Origin of the sequence: Phenylobacterium sp. (assembly GCF_036563385.1) — a bacterium.
Taxonomy (GTDB): domain Bacteria; phylum Pseudomonadota; class Alphaproteobacteria; order Caulobacterales; family Caulobacteraceae; genus Phenylobacterium.
In genome coordinates this window covers 196744-214366 of record NZ_DATCML010000014.1, presented here as the reverse complement: position 1 = coordinate 214366, position 17623 = coordinate 196744, and the positions used below count along the sequence as shown (strand labels likewise).

Annotated in this window: 15 protein-coding genes and 1 tRNA gene; 7 read left to right on the top strand and 9 right to left on the bottom strand. The window is 69.9% G+C overall.

The window, feature by feature from the left end:
* Nucleotides 1–160 precede the first annotated feature (160 nt).
* The 4 genes from VIL67_RS14850 (at nucleotide 161) to VIL67_RS14835 (ending at nucleotide 5937) form a co-directional block, all read left to right on the top strand.
* Nucleotides 161–2404 carry a family 16 glycosylhydrolase gene (locus VIL67_RS14850; protein WP_332049685.1) on the top strand — a complete coding sequence of 748 codons (2244 nt, stop codon included), beginning with the start codon at nucleotides 161–163 and terminating at the stop codon, nucleotides 2402–2404.
* A 178-nt stretch (nucleotides 2405–2582) separates the two neighbouring features.
* Nucleotides 2583–3992, top strand: coding sequence for a circularly permuted type 2 ATP-grasp protein (locus tag VIL67_RS14845; protein ID WP_332049706.1), 1410 nt, complete (start codon nucleotides 2583–2585; stop codon nucleotides 3990–3992).
* Nucleotides 3989–4930 carry an alpha-E domain-containing protein gene (locus tag VIL67_RS14840; RefSeq protein WP_332049684.1) on the top strand — a complete coding sequence of 314 codons (942 nt, stop codon included), beginning with the start codon at nucleotides 3989–3991 and terminating at the stop codon, nucleotides 4928–4930. The genes VIL67_RS14845 and VIL67_RS14840 overlap by 4 nt, the downstream gene beginning before the upstream one ends.
* 14 nt (nucleotides 4931–4944) lie before the next feature.
* Nucleotides 4945–5937, top strand: a complete 993-nt coding sequence (locus VIL67_RS14835) for a transglutaminase family protein (RefSeq protein ID WP_332049683.1) — start codon at nucleotides 4945–4947, stop codon at nucleotides 5935–5937.
* Between the two features lie 37 nt (nucleotides 5938–5974).
* On the opposite strand, the gene VIL67_RS14830 is transcribed toward VIL67_RS14835, so the two are convergent.
* Nucleotides 5975–7144 carry an FAD-dependent oxidoreductase gene (locus VIL67_RS14830; RefSeq protein ID WP_332049682.1) on the bottom strand — a complete coding sequence of 390 codons (1170 nt, stop codon included), beginning with the start codon at nucleotides 7142–7144 and terminating at the stop codon, nucleotides 5975–5977.
* A 158-nt stretch (nucleotides 7145–7302) separates the two neighbouring features.
* On the opposite strand from VIL67_RS14830, the gene VIL67_RS14825 reads away from it, so the two are divergent.
* Nucleotides 7303–8388, top strand: a complete 1086-nt coding sequence (locus tag VIL67_RS14825; RefSeq protein ID WP_332049681.1) for a S1C family serine protease — start codon at nucleotides 7303–7305, stop codon at nucleotides 8386–8388.
* Between the two features lies 1 nt (nucleotide 8389).
* Here VIL67_RS14825 and VIL67_RS14820 read toward each other — a convergent pair.
* A tRNA-Lys gene (locus VIL67_RS14820) sits at nucleotides 8390–8464 on the bottom strand.
* 124 nt (nucleotides 8465–8588) lie between these two features.
* On the opposite strand from VIL67_RS14820, the gene VIL67_RS14815 reads away from it, so the two are divergent.
* On the top strand, nucleotides 8589–9188 hold the full coding sequence (locus tag VIL67_RS14815) for a hypothetical protein (protein ID WP_332049680.1): 600 nt from the start codon (nucleotides 8589–8591) through the stop codon (nucleotides 9186–9188).
* On the opposite strand, the gene tgt is transcribed toward VIL67_RS14815, so the two are convergent.
* Together tgt and queA are read right to left on the bottom strand one after the other, a co-directional pair.
* Nucleotides 9157–10278 (bottom strand): tRNA guanosine(34) transglycosylase Tgt, encoded by a 1122-nt coding sequence (gene tgt / locus VIL67_RS14810; RefSeq protein WP_332049679.1) that lies wholly within the window; start codon nucleotides 10276–10278, stop codon nucleotides 9157–9159. The genes VIL67_RS14815 and tgt overlap by 32 nt on opposite strands.
* Nucleotides 10278–11351: a tRNA preQ1(34) S-adenosylmethionine ribosyltransferase-isomerase QueA gene (gene queA / locus VIL67_RS14805; RefSeq protein ID WP_332049678.1), complete on the bottom strand. Its 1074-nt coding sequence runs from the start codon at nucleotides 11349–11351 to the stop codon at nucleotides 10278–10280. Before queA ends, tgt begins: the two co-directional genes overlap by 1 nt.
* Before the next feature lie 62 nt (nucleotides 11352–11413).
* Between queA and VIL67_RS14800 the strand changes: the two genes are divergently transcribed.
* On the top strand, nucleotides 11414–12370 hold the full coding sequence (locus VIL67_RS14800) for an endonuclease/exonuclease/phosphatase family protein (RefSeq protein WP_332049677.1): 957 nt from the start codon (nucleotides 11414–11416) through the stop codon (nucleotides 12368–12370).
* Here the strand turns inward: VIL67_RS14800 and VIL67_RS14795 are convergent.
* The 5 genes from VIL67_RS14795 to gyrA form a co-directional block, all read right to left on the bottom strand.
* Nucleotides 12342–12803 carry a hypothetical protein gene (locus VIL67_RS14795; protein WP_332049676.1) on the bottom strand — a complete coding sequence of 154 codons (462 nt, stop codon included), beginning with the start codon at nucleotides 12801–12803 and terminating at the stop codon, nucleotides 12342–12344. The genes VIL67_RS14800 and VIL67_RS14795 overlap by 29 nt on opposite strands.
* Nucleotides 12804–12811: 8 nt before the next feature.
* Nucleotides 12812–13273: a peptidylprolyl isomerase gene (locus tag VIL67_RS14790; RefSeq protein ID WP_332049675.1), complete on the bottom strand. Its 462-nt coding sequence runs from the start codon at nucleotides 13271–13273 to the stop codon at nucleotides 12812–12814.
* Nucleotides 13273–14145 carry a peptidylprolyl isomerase gene (locus VIL67_RS14785; protein WP_332049674.1) on the bottom strand — a complete coding sequence of 291 codons (873 nt, stop codon included), beginning with the start codon at nucleotides 14143–14145 and terminating at the stop codon, nucleotides 13273–13275. The genes VIL67_RS14790 and VIL67_RS14785 overlap by 1 nt, the downstream gene beginning before the upstream one ends.
* A 34-nt stretch (nucleotides 14146–14179) precedes the next feature.
* On the bottom strand, nucleotides 14180–14674 hold the full coding sequence (gene coaD / locus VIL67_RS14780; protein ID WP_332049673.1) for a pantetheine-phosphate adenylyltransferase: 495 nt from the start codon (nucleotides 14672–14674) through the stop codon (nucleotides 14180–14182).
* A gap of 100 nt (nucleotides 14675–14774) precedes the next feature.
* Complete coding sequence (gyrA, locus tag VIL67_RS14775) at nucleotides 14775–17594, bottom strand: DNA gyrase subunit A (RefSeq protein ID WP_332049672.1); 2820 nt, start codon at nucleotides 17592–17594, stop codon at nucleotides 14775–14777.
* Nucleotides 17595–17623: the final 29 nt, after the last annotated feature.

The following is a 17623-nucleotide window of genomic DNA, read 5'->3' as shown; positions in this document are numbered from 1 at the left end:
TCACGTTAGCTTGTGCCTGAAAGAACAAGCGCTGCTGCAAACAGTTGTTGCCGCACGGAAATGTGACCCCTATTTCGGGAACACCGCAGGGGGGAGCGCCGCGCGGCCAACGGGCCGGCGGGACTTCCAGACAACTCACAACAAACGCCGAGGGTTTCACGTGGCTTACCGGAACTTCGTGGGTGCGACGCTGCCCGACTCCAATCTGGCTGGCGTTCGGTACGTGAACGGCTCATGGGCCAGCGAGACGCTGAATGGCTCGTCCGGAGCCGACCAGTTCGAGGGCGGCGGCGGCCGTGACCAGTTCGTCGGCATGGGCGGCGACGACTTCTACTGGGTGCGCGACACCCGGGACACCGTGGTCGAATGGGCCGGCGGCGGCGTCGACACGATCAAGATCTGGAACTCCTATACCCTCCCCGCCAACGTCGAGAACCTGATCGTCTTCGGCCACGGCAGCTACGCCGCGGGGAACGACAGCGACAACATCATCGAGGGCCAGGACGGCGACCAGTTCATCTACGGCGGCAAGGGGTCCGACGTCCTGGTCGGCGGCGCCGGCGCCGACACCTTCCTCGTGCGGCTGGGCGAGGGGAACAAGGTCATCCAGGACTTCCAGTCGTGGAGCGACAAGATCCGGCTGATCGGCGGCGAGCTCAACACCTTCGCCGAAGTGAAGGCGGCGATGGTTCAGCAGGGCGCCGACGTCCTGCTGAACAACGGCGCCAGCCAGATCCTCTTCCGCAACGCCAGCGTTGGCCAATTCGCCGAGCGCGACTTCCAGCTGCCGCTCGAGTACCGGGCTCTGACCAATCCGACCTTCGTCGACGAGTTCAACAGCCTGCAGACCGGCAGCGTCTGGAAGACCAACTTCGGCTACGCTGGCGACGGCCTGAACAGCTTCACCCTGCCGCGCAACGGCGAGCAGCAGATCTACGTCGCACCCGAGTTCAAGGGCACAACCGGCGCGCCCATGGGTCTGAACCCCTACTCGGTCAACAACGGCGTCCTCACCATCAAGGCGCAGCCGGTGTCCGCCGACGTGTCGGGCAAGATGTGGGGCTACCAGTACAGCTCCGGCATGCTGGACTCGCACTACCAGCAAACCTACGGCTACTTCGAAATCCGCGCCGAGCTGCCGCACGGCAAGGGGCTGTGGCCGGCCTTCTGGCTGCTGGGCGAGAACAACAACGAGATCGACATCCTGGAGGGCCTCGGGTCCGACACCAAGGTGCCGTACAACGCCATCCACTCGAACGCGGTCCCGGCCGCGGGCCTGCAGAACTTCGTCCCGGACGACTCGGGCTTCCACACCTACGGCGCCTTGTGGAGCCCCAAGGACATCATCTTCTACGTGGACGGCGCCGAGGTGTGGCGCACGGCCACTCCGGTCGACATGCACAAGCCCATGCACATGATCGTCAACCTGGCGGTCGGCGGGAACTGGGCGGGCCCTCCGGACGGCACCACGCCCTGGCCGGCCGAAATGAAGATCGACTACGTGAAGGCCTGGAACCTGCCGGACCCGAATTATGTCCCGCCGGTCGGCGGCCCGGCCCCGCCGCCGCCGCCGCCCACGCCGACCCCGCCTCCTCCGCCGCCGGCTACGGGCGCAGGCGTGACCCTCACCTCGAGCGGCTACTCGGCCAACCTGACAGGAGGCGCCGGCAACGACACCCTCAACGCCGGCCAGGGTCCTGACCAGCTCATCGGCGGTGCGGGTGCGGACGCCTTCGTGTTCAAGGGGCTGCCCTGGAACGCCGGCAAGGTGAAGGACTTCGTGGTCGGCACCGATCGCCTCGACCTTTCGGCCCTGCCGAATCGCGACGCCGTCACCTTCGAGACGGACGGCGTGGGCGGGACCAAGGTGATGCTGGACGTGGACGGCGTGGGCGGCCAGTGGCCGTACCATATCGTCACCCTGGAAGGCGTCTCGCCCGCCGGACTGACCGCCGCCAAGGTGTTCGGCCAGGCCGGCACGGCTCCGCCGCCCACTCCGACGCCGCCTCCGACCACGACGGCGGGCGTCACCCTGGTGTCGAAGACCTACGGCGATGTGCTCGCCGGCGGCGCCGGCAGCGACACCCTCACCGCCGGCCAGGGCCCCGACCGGCTCACGGGCGGCGCGGGCGCCGACTATTTCGACTTCGACGCCCTGCCCTGGAACGCCGGCCGCGTGACCGACTTCCAGGCCGGCGTGGACAAGCTGGACCTGCGCGGACTGGCTCCGTTCTACACCGGTGGCGACATCGCTCGGGACGTGAAGTTCCTGGCTGACGGAGCCGGCGGCACCAAGGTCATGCTCGACGTGGATGGTCCGGGGGGCGGCCAATGGCCCTTCCACATCACCACCCTCGACGCGGTGGCGCCGTCCAGCCTCACGCGCGCCGACTGGCTGTTCTAAGGGCCAGCGGGCTGCCTGGAAAACAGGCAGCCCGCACCCCTGAGCCAGCGCAAAGGCTCCGCAACGGGGGTCCAGGCGTTAGGGTCGACAGACCTTCTACCTGGATGAGGATCGGCGGGGCGTGGCGCGGGACGAAGCGGTGCAGACATGGATCCCGGCGCTCGCCCCCTATGACGAGATGGCCGCGCCCGGGGGCGACGTGCGTCCCCACTACGCGGCGCTCGCCGCGCGCCTGAAGACCCTGAGCTCGCAGGAGCTGGCTGAGCGCCAGCGGACGCTGGAGCGCTTCTTCCTGCTGCAGGGCATCACCTTCACCGTCTATGGGGCGGAAAGCTCCACCGAGCGCATCATCCCCACCGACCTGCTGCCCCGCATCATCCCGGCGCGGGAATGGGCGACCATCGAGGCCGGCCTGACCCAGCGCCTGCGGGCGCTGAACATGTTCCTGGCGGACATCTACTCCGACCAGCAGATCCTGATGGACGGGGTGGTGCCCCGTGAACTGGTGCTGTGCGCGCCGAGCTACCGGCGCGAGATGCTGAACCTCTACGTCCCGCACCAGGCCTACGCCAACGTCTGCGGCTCGGACCTTATCCGCCAGCCCGACGGCGCCTTCGCCGTGCTGGAGGACAACCTGCGCGTCCCCTCCGGCGTCTCCTACATGCTGGCCAACCGGGAGGCCTCCAAGCGGGTCTTCCCCGGCACCTTCCGCGGGGCCGGCGTGCGGCCCATCGACCGCTACCCGGACCTCCTGCTCTCCACCTTGAAGAGCATGGCCGCCGACTGGCGACCTAACCCGCAGGTCGTGGTGCTGACCCCGGGCGTCTACAACTCGGCCTATTTCGAGCACGCCTACCTGGCCCGGCTGATGGGCGCGCCGCTGGTCGAAGGGCGCGACCTCGTGGTGCACGACAACATGGTCTACATGCGCACCACCACCGGCTTGCGGCGGATCGACGTGATCTACCGCCGGGTGGACGACGACTTCATCGATCCCCTCACCTTCCGGCGGGACTCGGGGCTCGGCGCGGCCGGTCTGTTCAACGCCTACCGGGCCGGCAATGTGGTGATCTGCAATGCGCCCGGCACGGGAGTCGCCGACGACAAGGCGGTCTACGCCTATGTGCCGGAGATCATCCGCTACTACCTCGCCGAAGAGCCGATCCTGCCGAACATCGAGACCTTCCTCTGCCGCGAGCCCGCGCAGCTCAGCCACGTGCTGGCCAACCTGGACAAACTCGTCGTGAAGGCGGTGGGCGCCTCCGGCGGCTACGGCATGCTGGTCGGCCCCCACTCCACCCGCGCTGAGCGGGAGTCCTTCGCCGAGGCCCTGCGGGCCGATCCGGCCAACTACATCGCCCAGCCGACGATCCAGCTTTCCACCGCGCCCTGTCTGATCGATTCGTCCATCGAGCCCCGGCACGTGGACCTGCGACCCTTCATCCTCTCCGGCGAGAAGATAACGGTCACCCCGGGGGCCCTCACGCGGGTGGCCCTGCGGCGCGGCTCGCTCGTCGTGAACTCCAGCCAGGGCGGCGGCTCCAAGGACACCTGGGTGCTCGCCGAGGGCCGGGAGGTGCGCGCATGATGCTCGCCAGGGTCGCCGACAGCCTCTACTGGATCGGCCGCTACGTGGAGCGGGCCGAGCACATGGCTCGCCTCTCCGACGTCCTGCTCACCGCCACTCTCGACCGCACCGACGCAGCGGCGCAGGTCGCGCGCATCGGGCTCTTGGCGGTTGGCGACGCGGATCCGGAGAAGGTGCTGAACCCCTACGAGGCCGTGCTGGCCCTGGTGCTCGACCGGGACAATCCGGGCTCTGTGGCCAGCTCCCTGTCCCAGGCTCGGGAAAATGCACGGCAGGTGCGCGACCAGATCACCTCCGAGACCTGGGAGCGGCTGAACCTGATCCACCTGCGGATGACCGACCCGGAAGCCCCGCGGGTGTTCCGAGAAGGCTTGCAGGCCTTCCTGCACGACACCATTGCCGACCTGCACCTCTTCAAAGGCGCGGCCGATGCGACCATGAGCCATGGGGAAGGTTGGCGGTTCCTGCTGCTGGGCGTCTACCTTGAGCGGGCCCAGCTGATCGGTTCGCTGCTGGAGGTCTGTTTCGGCGACGGTCGGCGGCGGGCGATCACGGACCACTTCGCACTCACCAGCCTCTTGCGCATGGCCTGCGCCCTGGAGCCCTATCTGCGGGTCTATACCGCCGACATGCAGCCACGCTTCATCCTCGAGTTCCTGCTGCTGGACGAGGACTTTCCGCGGTCGCTGCGGTTCTGCACGGCACGGATCGAGGAGCACCTGGCGGTGATCAGCCGCAACGCCGAGGCCGCCCACGCCAGCCCCGAGCGTCTGGCCGGACGACTGCGGGCGCGCCTGCAGTACGCCGACATGCAGGAGATCCAGGCCCAGGGCGCCAGCGCCTTCGTGGCCAGCGTTCTGGACGAGTGCGCCGCCATCCATCGAACGGTGTACGAGACCTTCGTCGCCTACCCGCTCGAACAGCGCCTCCCGGCCTGAGGAAGGATCATCGCATGCTGTTCGAAGTCCGCCACGTCACGAAGTACAGCTACGAGGCTCCGGTGCGGGAAAGCGTCATGGAGGTGTGGATGCAGCCCCAGCGCAGCCACAGCCAACGCCTCGTGAACTTCGATCTCGAGCTCGACCCGCCGGCGAAGCTGTTCTCCTATGCCGACGCTTTCGGCAATGCGGTCTACCACTTCGACGTACCGCAGCCGCACGATCGCCTCACCATAACGGCGCGATCAGCCGTCGAGACCGAGCCGCCTGCGCCTCTCCCCGACCACCTGGAGCTCGGCGAATGGGACCGGCTGCGCTCGGATCCGGTGCGGCGCGACAACTTCGAGTTCCTCCAACCGCACGGCTTCGCCCAGCAGACGGCGCTGTTGGACGCCTTCGTGCAGGAGCACGCGCTGGACCGGCTGCGATCAGCGTGCCCGTTGACCGCCGCGCGCGAGCTCTCGCGCGCCGTGTACGAGGCCTTCGGCTACGAGGCCGGGGTCACCCGCGCCGACAGCCCGATCGACGATGTCCTGGAGGCGGGGCGCGGCGTCTGCCAGGACTTCGTCCACGTGATGATCGCCATCTGTCGATCGTGGGGCATCCCGGCCCGCTACGTCTCAGGCTATCTCTTCACCGACCGCAAGCACGGCGACCGCTCCGACCCGGACGCCACCCACGCCTGGGTCGAGGTGTTCCTCCCCTCCACGGGCTGGATCGGCTTCGATCCGACGAACAACATCGAAGCCGGCGAGCGGCACATCGCCTGCGCCGTCGGGCGAGACTATTCCGACGTGCCGCCCACGCGGGGCGTCTTCAAGGGTCAGACGCAGAGCGAACTGACCGTCGGCGTCACCGTACGAAGGGCCAGGGCCGCGCCGCCGGAGCCGGAGTTTCTGCGGGGGTCACAGCCAAGCTCGGGCCGCAGCGGAGCCCGCCCCACGGGCGCAAGCGCCTGGGTCAAGGAACAGCAGCGCCAGCAACAGCAACAGCAACAGCAGCAGTAGGGGGGACGAGCCACGCGCTCAGCCGGGGGGCGGGATCTCAGGCGTAGACCTTGGCGATGGAGGCGACGGCGCCCAGCGCCTCCTGCCGATCCACCTGCTCATTGGCGTCTCCATAGCCCCAGGCCTCATCCGGCCCGGTCTGCTGGATGACGATGCCGTCGCGACGGGCGAGCATCGACACGTTCTCGTAGATCACACCGTAGTTGGCCTCGGGTTGCGGGATCAGCCAGGCGATCTGGCCCCGCACGGGCACCAGGCTCTCATCCTTCCAGAGCGCGCGGGCGCCATAGCCCGTGCAGTTTATCACCGCCTTCTGCTTCAGGCGGGCGAGGTCGGAAGGTGTGTGGAACTCGGCCGTCTCGATGCGCCCGCCGGCCTGCAGGAACTCGCTCATCAGCACGCGGCCGTACTCGGCGATGTTGAACATCGGCAGCGACGTACGCCGCACATGGGGCGTGGGGAACGGGTGACTGCCGGGCGGCAGGGTCTCCATGGGCGGCGTGAGGTCGGCGACGCGGCTCTGGTAGTGGGCGAAACCCACGGGGTCGGCCCGCCGCCCGGGCGGTGCGTCCGCGAGAAGGTAGCGGTCGATCCACTCGATCGGAGCGCCCGGCAGGCCGAGGTAGCTGTGGAAGGTGCGGAACGAGGCCCGCGCCATCTGCTCCCAGAGCGCAGGAAAGTTCGCGGGCGCGGCCGTCGCCGTGGCGATCCGCGAGTCGGGCGACCAGACGCCCGTGGCCCGCGCCGAGCGGACCTCCGGCATCCGCTCCTTGGCGTAGATGGTCACCGAAGCGCCGGCGCGCTGGGCTGTGATCGCGGCCGTAAGGCCAAGCGCGCCGCACCCAATGACTGCGATGTCCCGGACGCCGGCGGACAGCGCCTTGGGAACGACCACCTGGGCCGAGCCCCAGGAGAGCGACCAGCCTGCGCCGCCGTGGCCGTAGTTGTGCACCACCAGCTTGTCCGCCACCGTCTCGGCGTCGAGCCTGGGCCCGGCGGCGCGGAACGGCCGAAGGCAGACGGTGATGTTCATGATCCGCTCGGGGCGCGCGTTGATGCGCGCCAGCGGCGAGACTGGGCGGAAGGGCGGCCTGGGCGGGGCCATCAGCCTCGGTCCTGGCGCGGCGGTTGCGCAGCCGCCCAGCGCCAGCAGCCCCGCGCCGGAGGCTTGCCTGAGGAAGGTCCTTCGTCCGCTCGCCGCCTGCATGCCCGCCTCCGCGCCTCGCCTGTGCAAGGCCTAGCATGCGTCGAGCCTCCGTCCATCCCGGACCGCCGCCGGCCCCTTGCAGGCGCCGCGCGGTTCGCTAGGGATGGGCATGCACGGGCGCCGGATCCCGTCGGCGCCGCTTCCAGCGAAGAGCGATGATGATCGGCCGCAACCCTGCCCTGGCCCTCGCCGGCGCCGCCATCCTGCTGATTTCCGGTTGCGAGCGGGCGGCCCCGCCCGCCGCGCCCCAGACGTCCGGGCCGATCGTCGCCACGCCGGCAGGCGGCGCGCCAGACTCCTTCGCGCCGGTGGTGAAGCGAGTGTCGCCGGCGGTGGTGTCGGTGGACACCCTCTCCGTGGGGGCGGCGGAAGGGTTCGCAGCGGGCCTGCCGCCGGGCCTCGGCGTCGTACCCGTGCGGCGGGGGGCTGGATCGGGGTTCATCATCAGCGCCGACGGCTATGTGGTCACCAACAACCACGTGGTCGAAGGGGCGCAGGAGATCGTCGTGGCGCTCGCCGACGGGCGCCAGTTCCCGGCGCGCCTGGTCGGACGCGACCCGCCAACCGACCTGGCGGTGCTGAAGATCGGCGCCCCGGACCTCCCTTATGTCAGCTTCGCGGGTTCCGCGCTGCCGGAGGTCGGCGACTGGGTGGTGGCGGTGGGCAATCCGTTCGGCCTCGGAGGCACGGCGACGGCTGGCATCGTCTCGGCGCACGGCCGGGAGATCGGGGAGGCCTATGTGAGCTACCTGCAGATCGACGCGCCGATCAACAGCGGCAACTCGGGCGGGCCGTCCTTCGACCTGCAGGGCCGCGTGGTCGGGGTGAACACGGCGATCTTCTCACCCACCGGCGGCTCGGTCGGCATCGGCTTCGCGATTCCAGCGGACCTGGCTGAGAACGTGACCCGCCAGCTGATCCAGTCTGGCCGGGTCACCCGCGGCTACCTGGGCGTGGGGGTCGCCGACCTGACGCCAGCGCTGGCCTATCGGCTGGGCGTCGGCGGCCAGCGCGGGGCGCTGATCGCCCAGGTGGCCCCCGGGGGACCTGCGGCGCGGCAGCTCGAGGCGGGCGACGTGGTGGTGGCGGTAGGCGGCGAGGCGATCACGGGCGCGGGAGGCCTGACGCGGGCGATCGCGGGGGCGCAGCCGGGCTCGACGCTCTCGCTGAGCGTGCTGCGCGACCGGCAGCGGCGTGAGGTGCAGGTGCGGGTGGCGCGCCGGCCGGAAGGGCTGGCGCAGTAGTTGGTAGGCCGGGTGAGGTTCGAACTCACGACCATTCGATTAAAAGTCGAATGCTCTACCACTGAGCTACCGGCCCGCATCGCGGATGGGAGCCGATGGCCGCCCGGGCGAAGCGGCGCGGAACCTAGGCGGGCGGACCGGCCGGCGCAAGGGCGTCTCCCGCCTTAACTGCGCCACAGGCCACGCTAGTATGCCGCACGATGCGTAACACCGCCCCGATCGCGCTGATTCTCGCCGCCGCCTGCGGCCTCGCCGCCTGCGCCACCACCGGACCCGACGGTCGGGTGCAGACCCGCCAGGAAGCCACCCGCGAGACAATGACGGGCGCCGTGTCCGCGCCCCTGCGCGACCTGAACGTCATGCGCTCCAAGATTCCCGAGGTGCTGCTGCGCGCCATGGCCGACCCGTACGAGCGGCCGCCGAACACCCGCTGCGCGACCCTGATCGCCCTCGTTCAGCCGTTGGACCAGGCGCTCGGCGCCGACCTCGACCTGCCGCCGAGCGACGAGGACGACCTCCTCAGCCGAGAAACCGCCTATGGAGCGGTGGCGAGCGTGGCGAGCGACGCCATTCCGTTCCGGGGCTGGGTCCGCCGCCTGTCGGGCGCCGAGCGGCACGATCAGACCGTGCAGGCGGCGATCACCGCCGGCGGGGTGCGGCGGGCCTACCTCAAGGGCCTGGGCGAATCGAAGGGCTGCAAGCCGCCGGCGACGCCCAGCCACGTTCGGGCGGGCACCCCGGTGGTGAACCAGGCGGGCGGCCTGAAGCCTAGGTACCCGACGAAGAAGCCCGGCGCCTGAAGTCGGCGCGGAAGGCTTCGAGCCGCCCTTCTGCGATGGCGCCGCGGAGGCCGGCCATCAGCCGCTGGAAGAAGGCGATGTTGTGCCAGGACAGCAGCACCTGGCCGAGGATCTCGTCGGCCTTCACCAGGTGGTGCAGGTAGGCCTTCGAATAGTCGTGGCTGGCCGGCACGTCGCTGTCGGGATCGAGCGGGTGGTCGTCCTCGGCGAAGCGGGCGTTCTTCAGGTTGATCGGGCCGTCCCAGGTCCAGGCCTGGCCATGCCGGCCTGAGCGGGTCGGCAGGACGCAGTCGAACATGTCGACCCCGCGCCAGACCGCCTCGACGATGTCGATGGGCTTGCCCACGCCCATTAGGTAGCGCGGCCGCTCGGCCGGGAGCTGCCCGGGCGCGAAGTCCAGCACCTCGCACATCGCCTCGTGCCCCTCGCCCACCGCAAGCCCGCCGATGGCGTAGCCGTCGAACCCGATCTCCTGGAGGCGCTCGGCCGACTCGCGGCGCAGCGGCTCCGAAGTTCCGCCCTGCTGGATCGCGAAGAGCGCCTGGGCGTCGCGCGCGCCGAACGCGTCCTTCGACCTCTGCGCCCACCGCGCCGAGAGCCGCATGGCCTCGGCCACGGCCTCGTCGGGGGCCGGCAGGCCGACCAGCTGGTCCAGCTGCATGACGATGTCCGACCCGAGCAGGTCGGCCTGGATCTCGATGGAGCGCTCCGGGGACAGCACGTGCCGGGAGCCGTCGAGGTGGCTCTGGAACGTGACCGCCTGTTCGTTGACCTTGGCGATCTTCGACAGGCTCATCACCTGGAAGCCGCCCGAGTCCGTGAGGATCGGCTTCTCCCAGCGCATGAAGCGGTGCAGCCCGCCCAGACGCGCCACGCGCTCGGCCGTGGGCCGGAGCATCAGGTGGTAGGTGTTGCCCAGGATGATGTCCGCGCCGGTGGCGGCGACCTGATCGACCGTCAGCGCCTTCACCGTCCCGGCGGTGCCCACCGGCATGAAGGCCGGCGTGCGAATCTCGCCGCGCGGGGTCCGCAGCACGCCGGTGCGCGCCCGCCCATCGGTCGCCTGGATCTCGAAGGGAAAGGCGGCCATCAGGCTCTCCAGAGCAGGGACGCATCCCCGTACGAATAGAAGCGGTAGCCGCTGGCGATGGCGTGGGCGTAGGCCGACCGCATGGCCTCGAGCCCCGCGAACGCAGAGACCAGCATGAACAGGGTGGATTTCGGCAGGTGGAAGTTGGTCATCAGGCCATCGGCCGCCCGGAACCGGTAGCCGGGCGTGATGAAGATCGCGGTCTCGTCCATGAACGGACGGACGACACCGTCTTCGCCCGTGGCCGACTCCAGCAGCCTGAGCGACGTGGTGCCAACGCAGACGATCCGGCCCCCGGCGGCGCGAACCGCGTTCAGCCGCTCGGCGGTGGCGACATCCACCTCGCCCCACTCCGCGTGCATGCGGTGCTCGGCGAGGTTCTCGGTCTTCACCGGCAGGAAGGTGCCAGCGCCCACATGAAGCGTGACGAAGGCGGTCGAAACGCCCGCCGCCTTGAGCCTGGCGAACAGCTCCGGGGTGAAGTGCAGGCCCGCGGTGGGCGCGGCCACCGAGCCGTCCTCCTGGGCGTAGACCGTCTGGTAATCGGCCCGATCCTTGTCGTCCTCGCCGCGCTTCGCCGCGATGTAGGGCGGCAGCGGCATGGCCCCACGCTCGGCGATCGCGGCGTCCAGGTCCGGTCCGGCCAGGTCGAAGGCCAGCGTCACCTCGCCGCCCTCCCCCTTATCACGGACGGTGGCGTCGAGGGCGCCCAGAAGGCAGGCCCGGTCGCCGGTCTCGCCGAAGCTGATCCGATCGCCGGGCTGGAGCTTCTTCCCGGGCCGCATGAAGGCTGTCCAGACGCTGGGCGCTACCCGCTTGTGGAGGGTGGCCTCGCACGCGATGCGGCTCTCTCCACGCAGGCGCACGCCCTTGAGGCGTGCAGGGATCACCCGCGTGTCATTGAGCACCAGGATGTCGCCGGCGCGGAGCTCGTCCGGCAGATCGCGCACCACCCGGTCGCGCAGGGGCGCGCCGGGCTCCACCACCAGCAGGCGGGCCGAGTCGCGGGGGCTGGCCGGGCGCAGGGCGATGCGCTCGTCCGGAAGCTCGAAATCGAAGTCGGCCAGTTGCATGGAGGCGGCTCAAGGCCACGGGGCCGCAGTCGCGTCAAGCGGCGGCCGTGCTAGAGGCGGGCATGCGCTTCGTGCGACTCGCCCTGCTGGCCCTGATCGCCGCCCCCGTCTTCCTCGGCGCCGGGCTGGGCGTCATGGCGCCGCTCGCAGGCCAGTTCGGCCGCGCGAGCCTGACGGCCGACATCCTCAACCACTTCGCGCCAATCTGGCTCGCCGGGGCGCTTCTGGCCGCCGCCGCCGCGGCCCTCTTCCGCGGCGAGGCGCGGGCGCTGCTCGCCGCCGTGGGCGGACTGGGGATCGTGCTCTCGGCGACCCTGTTGCTGCCGGAGTTCCTCCGGGACGCCGGCCCGAAAGCCGCCCCCAGGGCGGCCGGCGAGATCAAGGTCGTGCAGTTCAACGTCTGGCACTACAACGAGGACCTGGGCCGGGCGGTGGACTGGCTGGTCGCCCAGGACCCGGACATCGCCATCGTCGAGGAGACCACCCCCGCCTTCCGGCGCCTGATGGCCGAGCGCACCGACTGGCGCGTGGCCTGCGCCAATTGCGAGGTGATGATCTTCAGCCAGCGCCCCTTGCGCGAGATCCGCCAGGCCCGCCCGCCCAGGCCGATTCCCGCCGCCCAGGCGATGATCGGCGACATCCCGGTGATCGGCGTGCACTACGCCTGGCCGACCGACGCCGAGGACCAGCAGTACCAGGAGGCCCGGCTCGCCAGCATGCTAGCAGGCGTGGATCGCAGCCGCGCCATCGTCGCCGGCGACCTGAACTCCACCCCATGGTCCTTCTCCCGCCGCCGCTGGGACGAGCAGTTCGGCCTGATCCGCCGCACGCGGGCCGTGTTCTCCTGGCCCGCGCGGCCGCAGGCGCGCTTCCGGTGGACAGGGCTCTTCCCCTTCCTGCCGATCGATCACGTCTACGCAGGCTCGGGCTGGGCGACTGTGAAGGTGGAGCGCGGGCCGCGGCTCGGGTCCGACCACTATCCGGTGGTGGTCACCCTAGCGCCTGTCGCGCCGCGCTGAGGGCGTCCTCGACCTTGGCGCGCTGGGCGGCGTAGTCGTTGCGCGCCGACTGCAGCTCGGCGGCAAGCCTCGCCTGTTCGCGCTCCAGGGCTTCGACCCGCTTCTGGTGCGCGGCGTCGAGCGCGGCGAGCCGCGCCTCCAGGTCGGCGATCTTCTTGAGCGCCGCCTTGGAAGGCCCGGCGGGCTTGTCCTTCTTGGGCGGCTTCAGCTTGGCGAGTTCGCCGCGCGTGCCGGCCGGCCGGCGCAGCACCTCGCCCGGCTGGGCGTTCGCGGCGGCGACCAGATCCGGGTCGTCCGTCTCCCGCGCCATGCCGGTCTTGAACAAATCCAGGTGGCTCCCCCAGGCGGCCAGCGCCTTCGCCCTCGAGCTGGTCGCCACGACGTAGTCGGTGAACCCGTCGGAGGTGACGAAGACCTTGAGCCTGGGGGCCATGCCGCGCCTCAGGCGTCCGCGGCGACCTTCATGGAGACGATCTTGCCCGGGCTGCGCGGCGGCTCGCCCTTGGGCAGCGCGTCCACGTGCTCCATGCCTTCCACAACTCCGCCCCAGACCGTGTACTGGTTGTCGAGGAAGGTGGCGTCGTCGAAGCAGATGAAGAACTGGCTGTTGGCCGAGTTCGGATTGGGCGTGCGCGCCATGGAGCAGACCCCGCGCACGTGCGGCTCGCGGCTGAACTCGGCCTGCAGGTTCGGCTTGTCCGAGCCGCCGGAGCCGGTGCCGGTGGGATCGCCGCCCTGGGCCATGAAGCCCGGGATGACGCGGTGGAAGACCACGCCGTCGTAGAAGCCCTCGCGGGCCAGTTCCTTGATCCGCGCCACGTGGCCCGGCGCCAGGTCGGGCCGCAGCTTGATGGTCACCGGGCCCGACTCCAGCGTCATGATCAGGGTGTTTTCGGGATCCATCACTTCACCTCGACAGGAATGTTGACGTCACAGGCCGAGAAATCGGCCCCCTTGGCCGCGCGCACGCGGGCGATCTCGGCCTTGAACCAGGCGCTCTTCGGGTCGATGACCCGCACCCTCGGGCGCTGGCCTTCCGGCAAATCGGCGAGCAGGCGCACACGTTCCATGCGGTCCTGCGGATCGGCCACAGGCTCGCCCACCTTGATGGCGCCGACCACGTCCTGCCCGGCGATCACACGGCCCCAGGCGGTGTAGCGCTTCTCGAGCGAGGGGTAGGGCGCGCGCATCAGGAAGAACTGGCTGTTGGCCGAGTTCTCCGCTTCCGCCCGGGCCATGCCGGCCACGCCCTGGCAGTAGAGCGCCCAGCCCGAGACCTTGCCGTCCCGCGTCATGGGGGCGAGCATCATCGACTGGGTCATGACCGGCAGCGACTTCACGAAGCCGATCTCGGCCACAGCCTGGTCGGCGGCCAGGACGAAGGGCGCGTCGGGGCCGCGACGGAACATGAACTCCGCCTGGATGTCCGGCAGGGACGAGCCGCCCTCGCCCGTGTTCTGCGGATCGCCCGTCTGGGCCATGAAGTTCTCGATCACCCGGAAGAACCGGTGGCCGTCATAGAAGCCCTGGCGGGTGAGCTCACGGATCCGCTGGACGTGGCCGGGCGCCGCCTCGGGCACCATCTCCACCAGAATCCGCCCCTTGTTGGTGTCGATCACCAGCACGTCGGCGGGATCGGGCGTGCGCCAGTCGGCGCCCGTCGGGGCGGCCGCTCGGGCCGGCGCAGCGGCGGCCTTGGGAGAGGGCTTCTTCTGGGCGGACGCAGTGGTCGCGGCGAGCGCCATGGCCGCGGCGAGCAGAACGGCTTTCTTCATGGACGGCACTGGTACCGACCCGCGCTGGAAAGCGCTAGGCCCGGCCGACCTTGGCCAGCAGCCTGTCCTTGACGCCGTCGCTGACGAATTTGGTGACGTCGCCGCCCAGCATGGCGATCTCCTTCACCAGCTTGGAGGCGATCGCCTGGTGACGCGGATCGGCCATCAGGAAGACCGTCTCGATGTCGCGGTCCAGCTGCTGGTTCATGGCGGTCATCTGGAACTCGAACTCGAAGTCGGCCACGGCGCGCAGGCCGCGGACGATGACCGTGGCGTTGCACTCGCGGGCGAAATGCATGGTCAGCCCCTCGAACGGCTGGACCACGATCTCGGCCCGGCTGCGCAGCGGCGCGACGGCCTCCTCGACGATCGCGACGCGCTCCTCGAGGGAGAACAGCGGCCCCTTGCCGGCGTTGATCGCCACACCCAGGACCAGCTTGTCCACCAGCTTCACGGCCCGGCCGATGATGTCGGTGTGACCGTTGTGGATGGGATCGAACGTGCCCGGATAGAGCCCGATGCGCGTCATGCGGCCTGGTCCCCCAACTGCCCTGCCCTTCGCCTTTCGCCGCGTAGGGCCGATCTGGCAAGCCCTAAGTTGGCCTCCGGCGCCGGGGCGTCAGCGGGCCTTAGACCTCGCCGCCGCCTTCGCCGCCCTCGCCCGCGTCGGGGTCGATCGCCCCGCCCTCACCCTCGGCCACCTGGGCCTCGCCGATGTCGGCCTCGTCCTCGCCGGTATCGGCTAGGCGTTCGACCGAGACCACGTGTTCGTCCTGGTGCTTGCGGAAGATGATCACGCCCTGGGTGTTGCGCCCGGCGAGCCGGACCTGCTTCACCGGGATCCGGATCAGCTGGCCCTGGTCGCTGACCAGCAGGATCTGGTCGGTTTCCTCCACCGGGAAGGACCCGGCGAGCTTGCCGCCGCGCTTGGTGAGATCCTGGGCGAGCAGGCCCTGGCCGCCGCGTCCGGTCCGGCGGAACTCGTAGGCGCTGGTCCGCTTGCCGAAGCCCTCGGTGGAGACGGTCAGCAGGATCTCCTCGGCGGCCCCCATCTCGGCGATCCGCTCGGGGCTGAGCGCAGCCTCCTCGCCGCCCTCGGCCTCCTCCTCGTCGACCGCGGCGCCGTTCTCCTCGACCTCATCCGCCTCACCCGTGGCGATGCGCATCAGCTTGGCGTGCTTCAGGTAGGCCGCACGTTCCGCCGCCGTGGCGGGCGCCGACCGCAGGATGGCCATCGAGATCACGCTGTCGCCGTCGGCCAGCCGGATGCCCCGCACGCCGGTGGAGTCGCGGCTGGCGAACACCCGCACCTCGTCCACCGCGAAGCGGATGCAGCGGCCAAGCGCGGTGGTCAGCAGGATATCGTTCTGCTGGGCGTTGCAGACGCCCACGCCGACGATGGCGTCGCCCTCGTCGAGCTTCATGGCGATCTTGCCGTTGCGGCGAATGTCCACGAAGTCGGAGAGCTTGTTGCGCCGCACGCTGCCGGAGCGCGTGGCGAACATCACGTCGTACTGGTCCCAGCTCGCCTCGTCCTCGGGCAGCGCCAGGATGGAGGTGATGCTCTCGCCCGGCTCGATGGGCAGCAGGTTGACGAACGCCTTGCCGCGGCTGGTCGGCGTGCCGAGCGGCAGGCGCCACACCTTGAGCTTGTAGGCCTTGCCGCCGCTGGAGAAGAACAGCATGGGCGTGTGGGTGTTGGCCGAGAAGACGCGGGTGACGGCGTCCTCTTCCTTGGTGGCCATGCCTGAGCGGCCTTTGCCGCCGCGGTGCTGGGTCCGGTAGATCGACAGCGGCGTACGCTTCACATAGCCGCCGTGGGTGACCGTGATGACCATCTCCTCGCGGGCGATGAGGTCCTCGTCCTCGACGTCGGCGTCGCCCTCCACGATCTCGGTGCGGCGCGGCACGGCGAACTGCTCGCCGATCTCCACCAGCTCCTCGCGGACGATCGCCATCACACGCTCACGCGAGGCCAGAATCTCGAGGAAGCCGCTGATCGCCGTGGCGAGCGTCTTGGCCTCGCCGAAGATCTCGTCGCGGCCAAGGCCGGTGAGGCGCGACAGGGTCAGGGCCAGGATCGCGCGCGCCTGCTCGTCGGTCAGGCGGATGCGCGAGGCCTCCACCACCACGGTCCGCGGGTCGGCGATCAGCTCGACCAGGGGCATCATGTCGCCGGCCGGCCAGTCGCGGGCCACCAGGCGCTCGCGCGCCTCGGCCGGATCCTTCGACGAGCGGATGATGTGGATGAACTCGTCGATGTTGGCGACCGCGATGGCGAGGCCGACCAGCACGTGGCCGCGGTCGCGGGCCTTGGAGAGCTCGAACTTCGTCCGCCGGACCACCACTTCTTCGCGGAAATCCACGAAGGCGGTGATCATCTCGCGCAGGCCCATCTGCTCGGGCCGGCCGCGGTTCAGCGCAAGCATGTTGACCCCGAACGAGGTCTGCAGCGGCGTGTAACGGTAGAGCTGGTTGAGGATCACCTCGGCCGAGGCGTCGCGCTTCATCTCGACGACCACGCGCATGCCGTCGCGGTCGCTCTCGTCGCGCAGGTCGGCGACGCCTTCGATGCGCTTTTCGCGGACCAGTTCGGCGATGCGCTCCACGAGCGCGGCCTTGTTCACCTGGTAGGGGATCGCCGTGATGACGATCGCCTCGCGCTCCTTGCGGACTTCCTCGATGGCGGCCTTGCCGCGCATCACCACCGAGCCGCGGCCGGTCATCAGGGCGTTTCGGGCGCCGGTCCGGCCGATGATCTCGCCGCCGGTGGGGAAGTCCGGCCCGGGAACGATGTCGAGCAGGGCGTCGAGGCTGACCTCGGGATCGTCGATGTAGGCCAGGCAGGCGTCCACCACCTCGCCGAGGTTGTGCGGCGGGATGTTGGTGGCCATGCCCACGGCGATGCCGCCGGCGCCGTTGACCAGCAGGTTGGGGATGCGCGAGGGCAGGACCACCGGCTCCTGCTCGGAGCCGTCGTAGTTGTCCTTGAAGTCGACCGTATCCTTGTCGAGGTCCGCCAGGATGGCCATGGCGGCCCGCGTCATGCGGCTTTCGGTGTAGCGCATGGCGGCCGGCGGGTCGTTGTCCACCGAGCCGAAGTTGCCCTGACCGTCGATGAGCAGCAGGTTCATTGAGAACGGCTGCGCCAGACGCACCAGGGTGTCGTAGATCGCGACGTCGCCGTGCGGGTGATACTTACCCATCACGTCACCGACGATCCGCGCCGACTTCACGTAGCCGCGGTCGGGCGTGTGCCCCTGCTCGCCCATGGAGAACAGGATGCGGCGGTGGACGGGCTTCAGGCCATCGCGGACGTCCGGCAGCGCGCGGCTGACGATCACGCTCATGGCGTAATCGAGGTAGGAGCGCTTCAGCTCGTCTTCGATGGCGATAGGGGCGATGCCCCCGCGCCGGTCGTCCGGAGGGGTGGTGTTCTGGTCGGTCAAGGGAGGGATAAAGCCGTGAGAATCGGACT